We start from the raw sequence: 15,378 nt of genomic DNA, 5'->3' as shown, positions 1-15,378 counted from the left end.
AGCCTAATTGCGCACTTTCCAGCCGGTGCGGAAGATCAGGGCGATGGCGCCGAGACAGAGCAGCATGAATGCCGCAACGGCCAGCAGGCTCGCAAAGACCGGAACGTCTGCTTGGTCGAAGAAAGCCCAGCGAAACCCGGAAATGAGGTAAACCACGGGATTGAAGAGGCTGATCGTCTGCCAGATCGGCGGCAACATGGACAATGAATAAAATGCTCCGCCCAGGAAGGCGAGCGGCGTGATGACCAGAAGCGGCACGAGTTGCAGCTGCTCGAAGCTCTCCGCCCAGATGCCGATAATGAAGCCGAACAGGGCGAAACTGATGCAGGTCAGAAACATGAAGGCCAGCATCCAGCCGGGATGGTTGACCGGCAGATCGACGAAGAAATTGGCGGTGATGTAAATAATCAGGCCGATCAGGAAGGATTTTGTCGCCGCAGCGCCGACATAGCCGATGACGATCTCGATGAAGGAGATGGGCGCTGAGAGCACCTCATAGATCGTCCCGATGAACTTTGGAAAATAGATCCCGAAGGCCGCATTGGAGACGCTCTGCGTCAGAATGGTCAGCATGATCAGGCCGGGAACGATGAACGCGCCGTAATCCAGCCCGTCGACCTCTTCGATCCGGCTGCCTATCGCTGCGCCGAAAACCACGAAGTAAAGCGATGTCGATAAGACCGGCGAGACGATGGATTGTCCGATAGTCCGAAAGAACCGGCTCATTTCGAAACGGTAGATCGACGCAATGGCGTGAAAATTCATTGGGCGCCATCCTCATTGACGAGATCGACGAAAATATCCTCAAGCGACGACTGGCGGGTGCGAACGTCCTTGACCATCAGCCCTTCCGACGAAACAGCGCTCAGCAGTGAAGCGATCCCGGAGCGGTCCGCGGATATGTCGTAATCGTAAATCAGTTCGTGCCCGTCCTCGCTCTTGCGGAGACTGAATCTTTGCAGACTATCGGGAATCGCTGCGATCGGCTCGACGAGTTCGATGGTCATCTGTTTGCCGCCAAGACGCGTCATCAACTCTTTTTTGTTCTCCACCAGAAGAATGCGCCCTTTGGAAATGATGCCGATCCGGTCGGCCATCGCTTCGGCTTCCTCGATATAGTGGGTCGTCAGAATAATGGTGACGCCGCGTTCGCGCAGGCGGTTCACGGTCTCCCACATCGCTTTGCGCAACTCGACATCGACCCCGGCCGTTGGCTCGTCAAGGAAGAGGATTTCCGGCTCGTGGGCGAGAGCTTTCGCGATCAGGACGCGGCGTTGCATGCCGCCGGACAGCTGGCTGGTCGGCGATTTGCGCTTGTCCCACAGCGACAGCTCGCGAAGAATTTCTTCCAGATGTTTTTCATTGCCCGGCTTGCCGAAGAGACCTCGTGTGAAGCGAATGGTGTTCAGCACCTTTTCGAAGGGCTCCAGCGAGACTTCCTGCGGCACGAGACCGACAATGCTTCTCGCCTTGCGGAAATCGTCGACGGTATCGTGACCGTCAATGCTGATAGTGCCCCTGGTCTGACGGACCAGACCACAAATAGCGGAAATCAATGTGGTTTTGCCGGCGCCATTCGGACCGAGCAGCGCGAAAATTTCGCCACGTTCGATTTCCAGATTGACGTCGGTCAGAGCAGTGAAACCGGAATCGTAGACCTTATGAAGGCCTTGGATGGAAATGATGGGGGACAGAACACGCTCCGTCGGTACGATTATTCTGAGGGTCGGTACCTGTTTTGAGGGGCGATATGTATGGTGCGCCGCGTTGAGCGCAAGCATGGCGCAGAAACGGATATTGTCACCCGGACATTTTCGGGCAGTGAGATCAATACGTTCTTCGCTCTAGCCCGTGTCGGATTCGAGCCGCCCGACATACCTGGCCAATACCAAAATGGCAGCAAGTGATGCAGAGGCCAGCACCGTAGCGGTTCCGATAAACAGTGCGTCGAACCCGAACGTCTCAATGACGGGCGTACTTAGAAAAGGTGAGGCGATCTGCCCAAGAAAAACGGAACTGGTCAGAATGCTGCCCGCTAGGCCCCGGCGGTTCGGGGAAACGATCCCGAGGGCTATCGCCACGAAGTTCGGCATCGCCATCGCAAAGCCGATGCCGATAAGGGTGGTGCCGGCGAAAGGGATAATCGGCGCGCCGTCAAATGTCAGGAATGCAAAGCCGAACGCCATCGCTCCATACCCGCTGGCGAATGCGCCGGCATGGCCGATCTCCTGCTGCAATCGGCGATAAAACAGAGCGGTGCAGCCACCGGCGAGCGTCAGCGCTCCGAGGCCAATGCCCGTCATGCCTGCGCCATCGAATCCCGACGTTTCGAAAAAGAAGGGTAGTTGAGTGGGCATGATGAAGAAGATTGCGCTCGTTGCCATTTGGAGGAGAGCGAGGCCGGCCAAAACCGGTTTCCAGTGGGCCATTCCGTCCTCAGTGTCGAGGCGTCTGGAAGACGTGTCGCTCAGCGCCAGCTTCGGCTCGGTGATCGATAACCAGATGACGGGAAGAAAGATGCCTGCCAGACCATATATCGCAAATGGCAGTCGGGACGAAAAGCCTGCCAGTAGGCCGGCGAGCGAGATGAAAGCAAACCCGCCGAAATTACGTGCCGATATCTGCAGCCCCATAAGATCGCTGCGCTCTCTTCCCGCAAAATAGTCGCCGATAAGCGCCGTCTGTGCGGTCATGATGAGTGCGACTGCGACGCCTAGCGCCAGCCGGCTGACGAAGATGGCGTTCAGACTGGGCAGAATGCCGCCAGCAACGCCCGCCAGGACAAAAAGAAAGACGCCAAAAAGCAGAACCGGCCGTCGCCCGATCCGGTCGACGACCAACCCCGCGAGTGGTGCGACGAGAACCACACTGATGGACGGTGCTGGCACCAAGAGTCGGGTCAGATAAAGCGCGTTAGGGTTGCTTGAGAATTCTTCCGCGAGGCCGGGGAGTGCGGGGCTGATCGTTGCATTGGCCATGGTTGTCAGGCTTGCCGCCAGCAGAAGCGCAACAGCGCGCGGGTCGGCGATCACTGATCGCGGACGCTTCGTCTCAATTCTCTTCATCTTGTTGGGCCTTGCGTAAACTGTCGAACGCAGGCAGCCTACGAATTCAAGTCAACTTGAGGTCAAGCATGAAACTGCTGGATATTGGCGACCTCTCTCGCCGCAGCGGCGTGCCGCCTTCCACATTGCGGTATTACGACGATATCGGCCTGATAAAATCAGTCGCGCGCCATGGTCTGCGCCGCCAGTTCGAACCCTTGGCGTTGACCCAGCTTTCGCTCGTGGTACTCGGCAAATCGGCCGGTTTCTCCCTCGACGAGATCGCAGGCATGTTCGGAGCGGACGGACAGCCGAATCTACCACGCGGCGATCTCAAGATACGCGCCGATGCAATCGATCGACAGATCGGCAATTTGACCGTCCTGCGCGATGCCCTCCGGCATGTCGCGGACTGCCCAGCGCCGTCTCATATGGAATGCCCGTCATTCCAGAAGCTGTTGCGTGTCGCCACGCGTCGGCGGGACGGAAAACAGCGGGCCTAACGGTGGAGGATCAGTCGTATGAGAGACCAATTGTAGGGGGGACAGACCAAATAAACTGTCTGGCTGACTGGTCGGAGTGGCAGGATTCGAACCTGCGACCCCCTCGTCCCGAACGAGGTGCGCTACCAGGCTGCGCTACACTCCGTGGACCAGTTCGGGCGGCTGTATAGCTCTGCGGCTAGAGGGCCGCAAGAGGCGTGAGAGGCTTTTCTATACGGTCGATCAGAGCTTTCAGGCGCCGGCTCTTCACCCGACGCCAGGCAGTGCAAATCGTCCCCAGCCCGGAACCTTGATGGCGGGGCGCGCAAAGTCGAAGCCGGCCACGAGGCCGAGAAATTGTATTTCCAGACCATACCGAGCGCCTGCCGCAAATCCGATAAGGCCACCCAGGGTGATATGTATATCGCGGTGGTCCGACGCCATATCGAATGCAATAATTCCGGGTCGGAAGTCTCGCCCGACGGCGGTTGGGGGCAGGGCCGTCTGAAGCTCCGGCACTTCATCCAGAATGTGGGCGATGAAAGAGTTGGAGTTCGGCCCGGGCCAGATGCGATAATCACCGCTATTGCGAAACGGGTAGGAGCTGATTGCGGCGTCGATCTCAGGCAGGAGGCGAGTTGCGGCTTCGCCGTGAATGGCGGTAACGACGAAGGGATCGTTGGAATACCAGCGGCCATCGGCAGGGTAGCTATTGCGCCGCACCGGCTGTCCCCAGCCAACCTTGTCGTACCGGTCATAGCGCGTGCCTTCGGCGGCCTTGACGACCAGCCAGCTATGCACGGCCAATGCGCCTTTGAGGCCACCCGTGCGCGCGGCGAGAATATAGATTGCGGCATTTTCGTCATCGCTTGCGCTTGGCAGGAGGCCGGAACTGCCCCAGTCGGCCTGTCGCCAACTGAGAGGTCGTTCGCTGAACTGCCAGTGGAGGAGGGATGCCCCAGCCGGCAGCGCGAAGACGACGATGACAAAGATCAGAAAATATCGGATGAAACGCATGGCCCGAACGATGTGAGAGAATAGCATTTAGCGCATGTCTTTCCGGCAAAATTGCGGATATGGGGGGCTGCACCGAACGCGATAATGACAATGGAAAATGAAATGGCGGACAATCCGGTTCTGGTCGAGGTGACGCGCGGCTCACGCGTGGAGAGTTTTCATCGGGGCGCTTTTGTCGCGATCGATGCAGATGGTGCGGTCGTGATGACTGAAGGCGACGTCGACGTGCCGATTTTCCCACGTTCCGCGGTCAAGCTGATCCAGGCGCTGCCCTTGATCGAGAGTGGCGCAGCGGACGATTGTGGACTGACCGATAGTGAGCTGGCGCTGGCGGGGGCATCTCATTCGGGCGAGCCCGGCCATGTCGAGGGAGCGGCGGCGATCTTGTCCAAGGCAGGTCTCGAACCCGGAGCGCTCGAATGCGGCTCCCACTGGCCGATGAACGAGGACGCAGCGCGTCGCCTTTTTTGTCAGGGTGTCGAGCCTTATAGCCTGCACAACAATTGTTCCGGCAAGCATGCCGGTTTCGTATGCACCTGCCGCAAGGAAGGTTGGGAGACCAGAAATTACGTTCAGCCGGATCACCCGATGCAGGTCGCCATTCGTGATGCGATGGTCGATGTGACCGGTGTGGCGCATGATCCGGATAATATGGCGATCGATGGCTGCTCGATCCCGACATACGCGATCGCGTTGAAAGCGATGGCGACAGGCATGGCCAAAATGGCAAGCGGTCGCGGGCTGGACACTCGCCGCGCGAAAGCCGCCTCCCGTTTGATGAAGGCGGCGATGAATGAACCCTGGCATGTGGCTGGAACCGGCCGTGCCTGTACTTTGATGATGCAGGCCGGTGGCGGCCGCCTTTATACGAAGACAGGCGCGGAGGGCGTCTATTGCGGCGCCATACCGGAACTGGGCATCGGCTTCGCTCTGAAATGCGATGACGGCAAAACGAGAGCGTCGGAAGCCATGGTTGCAGCCTTGGTCACGAAGCTACTGCCGGACGATGCTCTGGCGGATGAGATGGCGGCTATGGCGCGCACGCCGATAAAGACCCGCATCGGCGCGGTCGTCGGCGAAATACGGCCGTCCGGCCCGCTTAGCTGAAAGCGCCGGAATAGCTAACCGACATGGTTGCGGGCGACGTTAAGATGCGCATAGCGGGACTGGATCTCGTTCTCGTCCAGCAGTGCGAGATCCTCCGTCGCCCTTTCCAGCCAGCGATAGCCCACAATCGCGCCTTCTGAGATTTGATCGAACATATTGCCGGTGATAAGCGCATTCTTTGCGCCGTCGGCCACGCTGACCGCCAACCCCACGGGAGCTTGACGGATGACATTGTCACTAACCGTGACAGCCCGAAGGTAGGGCCCCCAGCCCGCAAGAATACCGAAGCGCGCTGCCCCTTCCACGATATTGCCCGTAACGGCCGTGTCGGCTTCCACGCTGATGCCGAGGCCGAAACCCACGCTATCATGTTCATAAGGCCCATTGGCTGAAAGATTACGCACAATGTTGGCGGAGATCGTCGATAGCCGTCCGCCGGAATCGAAATTGACCGACGAAATGCCGTTGGCCGCGCCGTCGACCAGATTGCCGGTAATAATCGAACCCGTCGTGGCAAATTCGGCGTAGAGCGCCGTCTCTCCGGATCGCAGGCACTGATTGCCGCGCGCAATCATGCCCGAAGCGCCATTGCCGCGGATTGCCGAAAAGGCGCAGTCGGCGATGAAATTATCCGCGATTGTCACGTTTTGCGCACGGAAAACATTGATGCCATTGCCGTTTTGGCCTGTCCCGCCGGACGCTGCGCCGATCCGGGAAATTCTGTTGCCAAGGATTTGGGTACCGTCTTCTCCATCTTGCCAGCGATGCACAAGAATACCGCCATCTGCACATCGCTCGACAATGTTGGCGTGGATGGAAAGGCCGTTTGACTGGCGGGCAAACAATCCGATGGCTCCGGCGCCGGAGATTTTGTTGTCTCGTATCAGCCCCGTTGCGCCCTCCATCTCAAGGGCGGTTTTACGGGCGCCGGCGATATCGCAATCCGTGATAGAGACGCTGCCCGGTATACGCAGCTCGATAAGCGCGTCGCTATCTTCAGAAAGCCAGCGATTTTCACCGTCGATGGATATGCCGTCCAGCTCGACACGCTGCGTTTTTTCGGCCCGCATTAAAAAGCCGCGTCCGGTGTAGCGTAGCCGGGTGGCGCCGGGCACACCGGATAAGCGTACACGCTCTGGCAGGCGTATATTGGAGAGCGGGTAGTGACCAGGCGGCAGGGAAATCGGAAGGTCGCGGCGGCTCGCCTCGTCGATCATACGCTGGAAGACGGCGCTTTGATCGTCGGTGGCGTTGGGTCGCACACCGAATTCGGCGGCGTCCACACCACCGCGCAACCGTGCGGATGCGAGGAGCGGCTCGGCTGGGCGCGCCGCCGCTGCAGCGGATAGGTCGGTCAATCCAAAAGCCGCGCCGCCGAGGCCCGAAATGAAACGCCGTCTGTCCAGCATTGGCACAGTCTCCGTTGCAGTATCGCAATCGAAGAATGGCGGTGCAGGAATTATGCCGGTCGACCGCGGAAGGGATCAGGCTTCGACCGGCACCGAATGATCCCGGAGGAAGCGGGCTGCGCCATCTTCATCGATCTCACCAGCGGCGACACCGAGCACAAGGGCTATGATGACCGCTTGGCTGGCTTCAACCCGATAACCATGCAATCGTAAGAAAACATAGGCTGCCAGAAATGCGATGCGCTTATTGCCGTCCGAAAACGGATGATTCCGCGCAAAGCCATAAAGATAGGAAGCAGCCAGTTCAAAGGCATCCGGTTCACCATAGACGGCCTTGTGGATTGGCCTAGCCAAGGATGCTTCGAGCGCATTTTCGTCTTTCAGTCCGGGCAGCCCACCGTGCTCGCGAAGCTGTTCATCGTGGATGATTTCGACGGCCTGTCTTGAAAGCCATTGCCAATCGGTCATTTCGCGAGTTCGCGTAGCGCGACACGGTATTTCGCCATCGCTTCACGAGCCGCCTCAAGTTGTTTGTCGAGGTCAGCCTTGACCGGCTCAAGTCTGACACCTTCGCCCTGGCGAACCAGACTAAGCTGGTCTCCGGCATTGAGCCCAAGTTCGGCAAGAACCTCCTTCGGAATGATGATGCCTTCGGAATTGCCGATCTTGCGAATGGTAACGTTCATGGTGCGCTCCTGATGTTATAACGGCCGGTATAACATTAGGAAATGAAAGTTACAACAGACGTGGTAACATTAGTCCGTCCGTTCGACGTTGGTGCGGGTTCAGGCGGCCTCGTCACGTTTTTCCAGCATATCGATCAAATCGGTCGCAGCAGCTGAAATCTTCGTACCCGGTCCAAAAATGGCGGACGCACCAGCCTTTCTCACGGCTTCGTAATCGCCGGGCGGAATGACGCCACCGGCAATGATCAGAATATCGCTGCGCCCGGCGCGGTCCAATGCCTTTCGCAGTTCCGGGACCATGGTCAGGTGGCCGGCGGCAAGCGATGAAGCACCGATGATGTGCACATCGTGACTGATAGCGAGTTCGGCGACTTCTTCCGGCGTCTGGAACATCGCGCCGACCACGACTTCGAAGCCTAGATCGCCGAAGGCGGTCGCCACGACCTTTTGACCACGGTCATGACCGTCCTGTCCCATCTTGGCGACGAGGATGCGCGGCTTGCCTCCATTATGCTCCGTGAAGGCAAGAACGCGGTCGGCAGCTTTATCAAAGGCCGGATCGGCCTCGGCTTCCTTGCGATAAACGCCCGATATGGTCTGGATGTCGGCCATATGGCGACCGAAGACCTTTTCCAGCGCCATCGAAATTTCGCCAACGGTCGCCCGCGCCCGCGCAGCCTTGATGGCGTATTCCAGCAGATTGGCGTCGCCCTCGGCGGCTTTGGTCAACGCGTCCAAGGCGCCCTCCACCGCCGCGACGTTCCGCGTGCCCTTCAACTCCTGAAGCTTCGAAAGCTGGCGGGCGCGCACTTCCGCATTGTCGACCTTCAGCACATCCACTTCGATGTCGTTTTCCGGCGCGTGGACATTGACGCCGACGACCGCTTGCTGTCCGGAATCGATCCGGGCCTGGGTGCGGGCCGCAGCTTCTTCGATCCGCATCTTCGGAATGCCCTTTTCGTTGGCGGCGGCCATGCCGCCCAACTGCTCGACTTCCTCGATATGGGCAAGCGCCCGGGCGGCCAGATCGTGCGTCAGGTTCTCGACATAGGTCGAGCCGCCCCATGGATCGATCATGGCGGTGGTCCGACTTTCCTCTGCGAGCAGAAGCTGGGTATTTCGAGCAATCCGCGCGGAGTGATCTGTCGGCAGGGCGAGCGCCTCGTCGAAGCTGTTGGTGTGCAGACTCTGTGTATGGCCCTGCGTCGCCGCCATCGCCTCGATCATCGTGCGCATGATGTTGTTGTAGGGGTCCTGGGCGGTTAGCGACCAGCCGGAGGTCTGGCAGTGGGTGCGCAGGCTCAGCGATTTGTCGCTCTTCGGTGAGAAGTTCTTCTTCATTAGCGTCGCCCACAGCAGACGCGCGGCGCGCATCTTGGCGACTTCCATGAAGAAGTTCATGCCGACCGCCCAGAAGAAGGAGAGTCGCGGAGCGAACTTGTCAATGTCGAGCCCGGCGGCGACGCCCGCGCGAGCATATTCGATCCCGTCGGCGATGGTGTAGGCCAGCTCCAGATCGGCCGTCGCGCCGGCTTCCTGCATATGATAGCCGGAAATGGAGATTGAGTTGTAGCGCGGCATGTTCTCCGCCGTATAGGCAAAGATGTCCGAGACGATCCGCATGGAGGGTTTGGGCGGATAAATGTAAGTGTTGCGGACCATGAACTCCTTCAGGATGTCGTTCTGAATTGTCCCGGCCAGCTTATCCTGGCTGACACCCTGTTCTTCCGCCGCGACGATGTAGAGCGCCATGATCGGTAGCACGGCTCCGTTCATGGTCATCGAAACGGTCATCTCGTCGAGAGGGATACCGTCGAAGAGCGTCTGCATGTCGAGGATGGAGTCGATGGCGACGCCCGCCATGCCGACATCGCCAGCCGCGCGGGGACTGTCGGAATCGTAGCCCCGATGGGTCGCCAGATCGAATGCGACGGAAAGGCCTTTCTGACCGGCAGCGAGGTTGCGGCGGTAAAAGGCGTTGGATTCTTCCGCGGTCGAGAAGCCCGCATATTGGCGGACTGTCCAGGGCCGCTGAACATACATTGTAGGGTAAGGCCCCCGGATGAACGGCGCAGTCCCAGGCATCGTATTCTGAAATGACAAAGAGTCACGCTCGTCCGCGCCGTAGGCACGCTCTACGTCGATACCTTCGGGGGTTGTCCATTTGCCTTCGAGTTCGCGCTCCGGCAGAGCCGAGGGCTTGGACCAGGCGATCTTCGAGAAATCGGGCTTCATGCTGCGTCCCCCTCCAGCGTTTCGGCGATAAGAAGCGGCACCAGCCGTTCGCAGAAGACACTGCCATCCTCCGGCACCGGTCGCTGCGCGGCGGGCGTGGTTTGCACGGCGCGTTCCTCCTCAAGGGGGTGAAGGGTCGTACCGACGATCGTTCGCTTACCCTCACGATAAGCTTTTGCTCTCTCATTGCGTGACGCGACGACCCGCTTTTGAAAAGCGCCATCTCTCAGAGATAGCAATAACCCGCCCTCCGTTTGCAACTTGCGCATTTCCTCCCATCCGGCCTCCGCAAGCTCATCGGTGAGCTGCTCCATGCCGCCAGACCCGGCTGCAGGGTCGGAAACGAAGCCGAGATTGCTTTCGTCTCGCAGGAGAAGCTGCGTGTTTCGGGCCAGCCGTCGCGCGAACGGGTCGGGCAGGCCATGTGTGATCGTATGCGGCAGGATCGAAACGCTGTCGGCACCGCCAACGGCTGCCGAAAAGGCCGCGACCGTGTTGCGCAGGATATTCGTTTCCGGATCTTTCGTCGCCAGCGTCCGGAACGATGTTTCGGCGTGGATATGTGCCGGAATAGGGGAGACTTCGCATTCTTCCAGAAGGCGCGCCCAGATCATGCGCAAAGCGCGGATCTTTGCGATGGTCAGATATTGATCGTGCGTCGCTGACAGCGCGAAACCGATATGGGGTGCGGCGTGCGCGACGGGCTGACGCGCTTCTTCGAAAAGGCTGAGATGCGCAATGGCCGTCGCTGCCATCGCACCCAGCTCCTGAGCTTCGGTTGCACCGGCATTGTGATAGACGCGACCGTCGGCCTCCAGAAGGACGCCCGGAACCTGCATGGCGAAAAAATGGGCCAGAGACTGCGGCAGACTGGCGGCCAACGCCTCCAGGCTCATGCGCAGCCTGCCCGTTCCGCCGAAGACGGCGGCAGAATCGATGCCGAAGGAAAGATCGAGCTTTGAAGGATCGATTGGGCGGTTGCTCAAATTCTCGACCAGCCAGTCCATCGATTTGCGCGAGGCGGGATGAACGTCGATCCGAAGCGATATGTCGTTGACCGGCAGGCCCTCCAGCAGTGTTGAGAGCGTGTCTTCTTGCGCAGGCAGGCCGTAACCGAAAGCGTTCGGTGCGCCTTCGAATACAAGCGCCAATCCGCTCGCGCCGCCCTGGAGGTCTGTTTCGATCTGCTCGCGGGCACGCGCAACGTCCGGGTCGTCGATACGCTGCACGATCGACCAGTTACGGTTCGGCTTCCCGCGGGTGAGAAGTCGGGGCTCGGCCGGTTCGAATAGCGGGCCGAGCGCGATTCCGTCATCGCTGTGGTCAACAAGCTCTTCTTCGAACGATCCGCCACGAAGGGCTTTTTCGGCCAAGGCGCGCCAGCCATCCATGTCGACCGACGAAAATTCGGCATTCTGAAGAAGAGCGGCGTCCATTTTTCTCCCACCATGCTGGAACGGCGTCGTCGCGATTTGTTCGGTGCGCCGTTGTCGCGTGCCTTACCACACCCGGCAAGCTAATATTTGGTCGCAGACGATGAAATTGAAAGCGTATCGCCGATAGGATTGCTGGATCAACGTCTTGAATCCGTTCACATCGGCTTTTCGTTGAGGGCGTTTGGGCGGAATGCTATAGCGTTCGGTCATTCGCCAGGGGTCGGCGCCAAACGAGTATGGGACCAAGATTTAATGATCGCACCGGACGAAATCTTTCTCGGCGCCAGCCGGACTGTTAACGACGCATACCAGAAGCCGGAAGTGCTCAAGCTCGGTTACGCCAATAGACACGGGCTCATTACCGGCGCCACCGGCACCGGCAAGACGGTGTCCTTACAGGTTTTGGCAGAAGGTTTCTCACGAGCCGGCGTGCCGGTGTTTGCCGCCGACATAAAGGGAGATCTGTCCGGCGTTGCAGCGCCCGGCGAGGCGAAAGCGTTTATCGACAAGCGCGTCGAAGACATTCGAATGGACCAGCAGGGCGGTCTCTCCTTCGAGCGTTCACCGACCGTGTTCTGGGATTTGTTCGGAGAGCAGGGACACCCGATCCGCGCGACGGTGTCCGAAATGGGGCCGCTCCTGCTGTCCAGACTCATGAATCTGACGGATGCGCAGGAGGGCGTTCTCAATATCGCTTTCGAACTGGCTGACGAGGAAGGCTTATTGCTGCTGGACCTGAAGGACTTGCAATCGCTTTTGACAATGGTTTCAGAGCGGCGCAAGGAATTGTCGGGCAAATACGGTAACGTCGCGGCCCAAAGCGTCGGTGCGATCCAGCGCTCTCTGCTTGTTCTCGAAAGACAGGGCGCGGAGCATTTCTTTGGTGAGCCGGCCCTCAAGATCGCCGATCTGATGCGCACCGACCGTGATGGTCGCGGCATGATCAACATCCTGGCGGCCGACCGGTTGATGATGAACCCCCGCCTCTACGGCACCTTCCTGCTTTGGCTGCTGTCTGAACTGTTTGAGGAGCTACCCGAGGTCGGCGATCCGGAGAGGCCAAAACTGGTTTTCTTTTTCGATGAAGCGCATCTGCTGTTCGATGATGCGCCGGACATTCTGATCGAACGAATCGAACAGGTCGTCCGACTGATACGGTCCAAGGGCGTCGGTGTGTATTTCGTCACGCAGAACCCATTGGATGTACCCGATACCGTGCTGGCACAGCTTGGCAACCGCATTCAGCATGCTCTCCGTGCATATACCCCACGCGAGCAGAAGGCGGTGAAAACCGCGGCCGAAACATTCCGCCCCAATCCCGATTTCGACTGTTACGAGGCTATTACGCAGCTGGGCGTCGGCGAGGCTTTGGTCTCGACGCTCGAAAGCAAAGGTGTGCCCTCGGTCGTTCAAAGAACGCTGATCCGCCCACCATCTTCTCGCATCGGGCCCTTGAGCGACCAGGAGCGCGCTATGATAATGGGCGGCAGCCCGGTTGCCGGCCTCTACGACCAACCGGCAGACCGCGAAAGCGCCTATGAGACGCTCAAAAAACGAGCGAAAAAGGCGGCGCTGGATGAAGCCGAGGCTGCCCGCCGCGAGAATGCAGAAGAAAAGCGCGACGATGAGTTGCGTGAGGAACAGCGTGAAGAAAAGGCCGGATGGTTCGAAAACGTTTTCGGCACAAGGTCATCGAAACGAAGCGGATATAAGCGGCAGGGCTATGTGGAAGCGGCCACCAAGAGCGTTATCCGCTCCGTATCGAGTCAGGTGGGACGCCAGATCGGCAGGGCGGTCGTCCGGGGCATTCTGGGCGGCTTGCGCCGCTAGCAGGTATCGCCGCCAGAAGAAAACCGGCCACTGAATTTGCGAGGCGTCCCGAGCCTCCCCATATGCAGATCGATGGAAATGACCGGGAGTTACCGATGAAAACCAAGGGGATCGCATATCTGCTTTGGGCGCTGTGCCTTTTCGGCGTGTGCGGCATTCACCGCTTCTATACGGGCAGGTGGGTTACTGGCATCATCTGGTTTTTCACCGTCGGTTTGCTCGGAATAGGTCAGATCATCGATCTGTTCCTGATTCCAGGGCAGGTTCGCTCGGCCAATCTGGACGACCAGATGGAAGCGATCATGACCGAGAAGCGCGTACGGGAACGGCTGGATTGATCTCCCCGCTGGCGGTCTTCGTCTGACAAAGAGAAAGGGCTCTCATCCATATGGACGAGAGCCCTGATTATGTTTGGCAATAAATGTTGCTGTTGCTCTTAGGCGACCGGAGCGCGAAGGCCCGAGGTCACGAGAATAGGCGTGCCGTTCGGAACCTGATCATAGAGGTGAATGATATCCTGGTTCATAAGGCGAACGCAGCCTGAGGACACGTTGCGTCCGATGGAGTTCCATTCGGGCGATCCATGCAGGCGATAGAGCGTATCTTCTCCGTTCTGGAAGATGTACAGAGCACGCGCGCCGAGAGGATTGGTAAGCCCGGGTGGCATGCCGCCATTGTCGGCGCTGTATTTTTCCAGTTCGGGCTGGCGGGCGATCATCTCGTCCGGCGGTGTCCAGGTCGGCCATTTACGCTTCCAGCGCATCTCGGCGCGGCCGGCCCAGGCGAAACCTTCCCGGCCGAGACCGACGCCGTAGCGCCATGCCATTCCATCGGGACGGGTGAAATAAACGAAATGATTGTCGGTATCGACGATCAGGTTGTTGGGACCTTCGCCCGTCGTGTTTTTCACATAGCTGCGAAGGTAGCGGCGGTCGATCTTCTGCCACGGAATGGCCGGCAGAACATAACCCTCGTCGACCTGGGAACTATACGCAGCGGCATAATCGACACGATTGCTTCCGCTGAATGCTCCGGCTCGGCCGATCAGACGGTCACGGAAAGACGTACGGGCCGACGCGGTGTTTTCGCGGCTTGTGGAACAGCCGGCAAGACCGAGAGCAGCGCCTGTCGCAATCAGCCCGCCAAGAACGGCGCGGCGCGACCGCATCTCCGCTTTATTTTCACTAGTGGTCAGCATGATTCCCCACGCATTTTACTGGATTGCCCCTGCTTACTCGCAAATGCCAACGCGCGAATAGCCAGTGTGTTCCAACCGCTTCAAACATCTCGTTCGTTGTGGCCCTTTTGTTACAGCGTCTCGCACCTTGCAGGAGCCGCATCAGACGCTAGGTCGAGGGAGACAGCGCGGCAATCGGCCGATCAAGTTGAACGAACGATCTTCTTATCCGTTGTGTTCATTGAACGTTCGACCTGTCGCCATGCGACATTCATTGCCAATGAAGGAGACACTTATATGGCCTTTTCACTTCCCGATCTTCCCTATGCCTATGACGCTCTTGCGCCGCACATGAGCGCGGAAACGCTCGAGTATCACCACGACAAGCACCACAATGCATACCTCGAGACGATGAATGGCATCATCGAGGGGACGGAATACGAGTCGATGGAACTGGAGGAAATCGTCAAGAAGAGCCACAAAGACAATCCGAAGCTCTTCAACCAGTCGGCGCAGTTCTACAACCACGTCCATTTCTGGAAGTGGATGAAGCCCGATGGCGGCGGCAAGACCCTGCCGGAAAAGCTGTCGAAAGCGTTCGAAAGCGATCTGGGCGGCTATGACAAGTTCCGCGAAGATTTCATCAATGCGGGCAAGACGCAGTTCGGCTCCGGCTGGGCATGGGTCTTTGTCAAGGATGGCAAGCTGCAGATCGATAATGGCCTGAATGGCGAGAACCCGCTGATCATGGGCGGCACGCCGATCCTCGGTGTCGATGTATGGGAGCATTCCTATTATATCGATTACCGCAATGCGCGGCCGAAATATCTGGAAGCGTTCGTCGATAATCTGATCAACTGGGACTACGTTCTGGAGCGCTACGAAGTCGCCACCAGCTAGGCGCGATCACACGCGTACTTTTCGATGCCCCGCCCGGTTTGTCCTGGCGGGGCGC

General features: G+C 58.8%; 15 protein-coding genes and 1 tRNA gene. 5 read left to right on the top strand and 11 right to left on the bottom strand.

From position 1 onward, the window contains the following. Positions 1–3: 3 nt before the first annotated feature. From NIM86_RS01985 to NIM86_RS01975, 3 genes are all read right to left on the bottom strand, one after another. Positions 4–765 carry an ABC transporter permease gene (locus tag NIM86_RS01985; RefSeq protein WP_253378694.1) on the bottom strand — a complete coding sequence of 254 codons (762 nt, stop codon included), beginning with the start codon at positions 763–765 and terminating at the stop codon, positions 4–6. Then, on the bottom strand, positions 762–1,694 hold the full coding sequence (locus tag NIM86_RS01980; RefSeq protein WP_253380654.1) for an ABC transporter ATP-binding protein: 933 nt from the start codon (positions 1,692–1,694) through the stop codon (positions 762–764). Before NIM86_RS01980 ends, NIM86_RS01985 begins: the two co-directional genes overlap by 4 nt. Before the next feature lie 150 nt (positions 1,695–1,844). Next, on the bottom strand, positions 1,845–3,065 hold the full coding sequence (locus NIM86_RS01975; RefSeq protein ID WP_253378693.1) for an MFS transporter: 1,221 nt from the start codon (positions 3,063–3,065) through the stop codon (positions 1,845–1,847). 68 nt (positions 3,066–3,133) lie between these two features. Between NIM86_RS01975 and NIM86_RS01970 the strand changes: the two genes are divergently transcribed. After that, positions 3,134–3,547 carry a helix-turn-helix domain-containing protein gene (locus NIM86_RS01970; RefSeq protein WP_253378692.1) on the top strand — a complete coding sequence of 138 codons (414 nt, stop codon included), beginning with the start codon at positions 3,134–3,136 and terminating at the stop codon, positions 3,545–3,547. A 68-nt stretch (positions 3,548–3,615) separates the two neighbouring features. Here NIM86_RS01970 and NIM86_RS01965 read toward each other — a convergent pair. After that, positions 3,616–3,692, bottom strand: a tRNA-Pro gene (locus NIM86_RS01965). Between the two features lie 101 nt (positions 3,693–3,793). Further along, entirely contained in the window at positions 3,794–4,543 is a 750-nt protein-coding gene (locus NIM86_RS01960) for a DUF3750 domain-containing protein (protein WP_253380653.1), read from the bottom strand. A 102-nt stretch (positions 4,544–4,645) separates the two neighbouring features. Here NIM86_RS01960 and NIM86_RS01955 point away from each other — a divergent pair, with 102 nt between their 5' ends. After that, on the top strand, positions 4,646–5,650 hold the full coding sequence (locus tag NIM86_RS01955; protein WP_253378691.1) for an asparaginase: 1,005 nt from the start codon (positions 4,646–4,648) through the stop codon (positions 5,648–5,650). Positions 5,651–5,664: 14 nt separating this feature from the next. Here the strand turns inward: NIM86_RS01955 and NIM86_RS01950 are convergent, their stop codons facing one another. From NIM86_RS01950 to NIM86_RS01930, 5 genes are all read right to left on the bottom strand, one after another. Further along, entirely contained in the window at positions 5,665–7,059 is a 1,395-nt protein-coding gene (locus tag NIM86_RS01950; RefSeq protein WP_253378689.1) for a TIGR03808 family TAT-translocated repetitive protein, read from the bottom strand. A 75-nt stretch (positions 7,060–7,134) separates the two neighbouring features. Next, on the bottom strand, positions 7,135–7,527 hold the full coding sequence (locus tag NIM86_RS01945) for a type II toxin-antitoxin system death-on-curing family toxin (RefSeq protein WP_253378688.1): 393 nt from the start codon (positions 7,525–7,527) through the stop codon (positions 7,135–7,137). Continuing rightward, positions 7,524–7,745 carry an AbrB/MazE/SpoVT family DNA-binding domain-containing protein gene (locus tag NIM86_RS01940; RefSeq protein ID WP_253378687.1) on the bottom strand — a complete coding sequence of 74 codons (222 nt, stop codon included), beginning with the start codon at positions 7,743–7,745 and terminating at the stop codon, positions 7,524–7,526. The genes NIM86_RS01945 and NIM86_RS01940 overlap by 4 nt, the downstream gene beginning before the upstream one ends. 99 nt (positions 7,746–7,844) lie before the next feature. Beyond that, the gene (scpA, locus tag NIM86_RS01935; protein WP_253378686.1) at positions 7,845–9,980 is read right to left on the bottom strand and encodes a methylmalonyl-CoA mutase; all 2,136 of its coding nucleotides are present in this window, start codon (positions 9,978–9,980) and stop codon (positions 7,845–7,847) included. Further along, entirely contained in the window at positions 9,977–11,416 is a 1,440-nt protein-coding gene (locus NIM86_RS01930) for a methylmalonyl-CoA mutase family protein (protein WP_253378685.1), read from the bottom strand. The genes scpA and NIM86_RS01930 overlap by 4 nt, the downstream gene beginning before the upstream one ends. A 252-nt stretch (positions 11,417–11,668) precedes the next feature. Between NIM86_RS01930 and NIM86_RS01925 the strand changes: the two genes are divergently transcribed. Beyond that, a complete protein-coding gene (locus NIM86_RS01925) occupies positions 11,669–13,246 on the top strand; it encodes a helicase HerA-like C-terminal domain-containing protein (protein ID WP_253378684.1) in 1,578 nt (525 codons plus the stop codon). 95 nt (positions 13,247–13,341) lie between these two features. Further along, complete coding sequence (locus NIM86_RS01920) at positions 13,342–13,584, top strand: NINE protein (protein WP_253378682.1); 243 nt, start codon at positions 13,342–13,344, stop codon at positions 13,582–13,584. 98 nt (positions 13,585–13,682) lie between these two features. Here the strand turns inward: NIM86_RS01920 and NIM86_RS01915 are convergent, their stop codons facing one another. After that, positions 13,683–14,444, bottom strand: a complete 762-nt coding sequence (locus NIM86_RS01915) for a L,D-transpeptidase (protein WP_253378680.1) — start codon at positions 14,442–14,444, stop codon at positions 13,683–13,685. Between the two features lie 276 nt (positions 14,445–14,720). Between NIM86_RS01915 and NIM86_RS01910 the strand changes: the two genes are divergently transcribed. Further along, positions 14,721–15,323 (top strand): superoxide dismutase, encoded by a 603-nt coding sequence (locus NIM86_RS01910; protein WP_253378678.1) that lies wholly within the window; start codon positions 14,721–14,723, stop codon positions 15,321–15,323. Positions 15,324–15,378 lie beyond the last annotated feature (55 nt).

The sequence above is a fragment of the Notoacmeibacter sp. MSK16QG-6 genome, assembly GCF_024158145.1.
GTDB lineage: Bacteria > Pseudomonadota > Alphaproteobacteria > Rhizobiales > Rhizobiaceae > Notoacmeibacter.
Note: the sequence above shows the minus strand (reverse complement) of the source record. Positions and strands in the feature narration are given on the sequence as shown.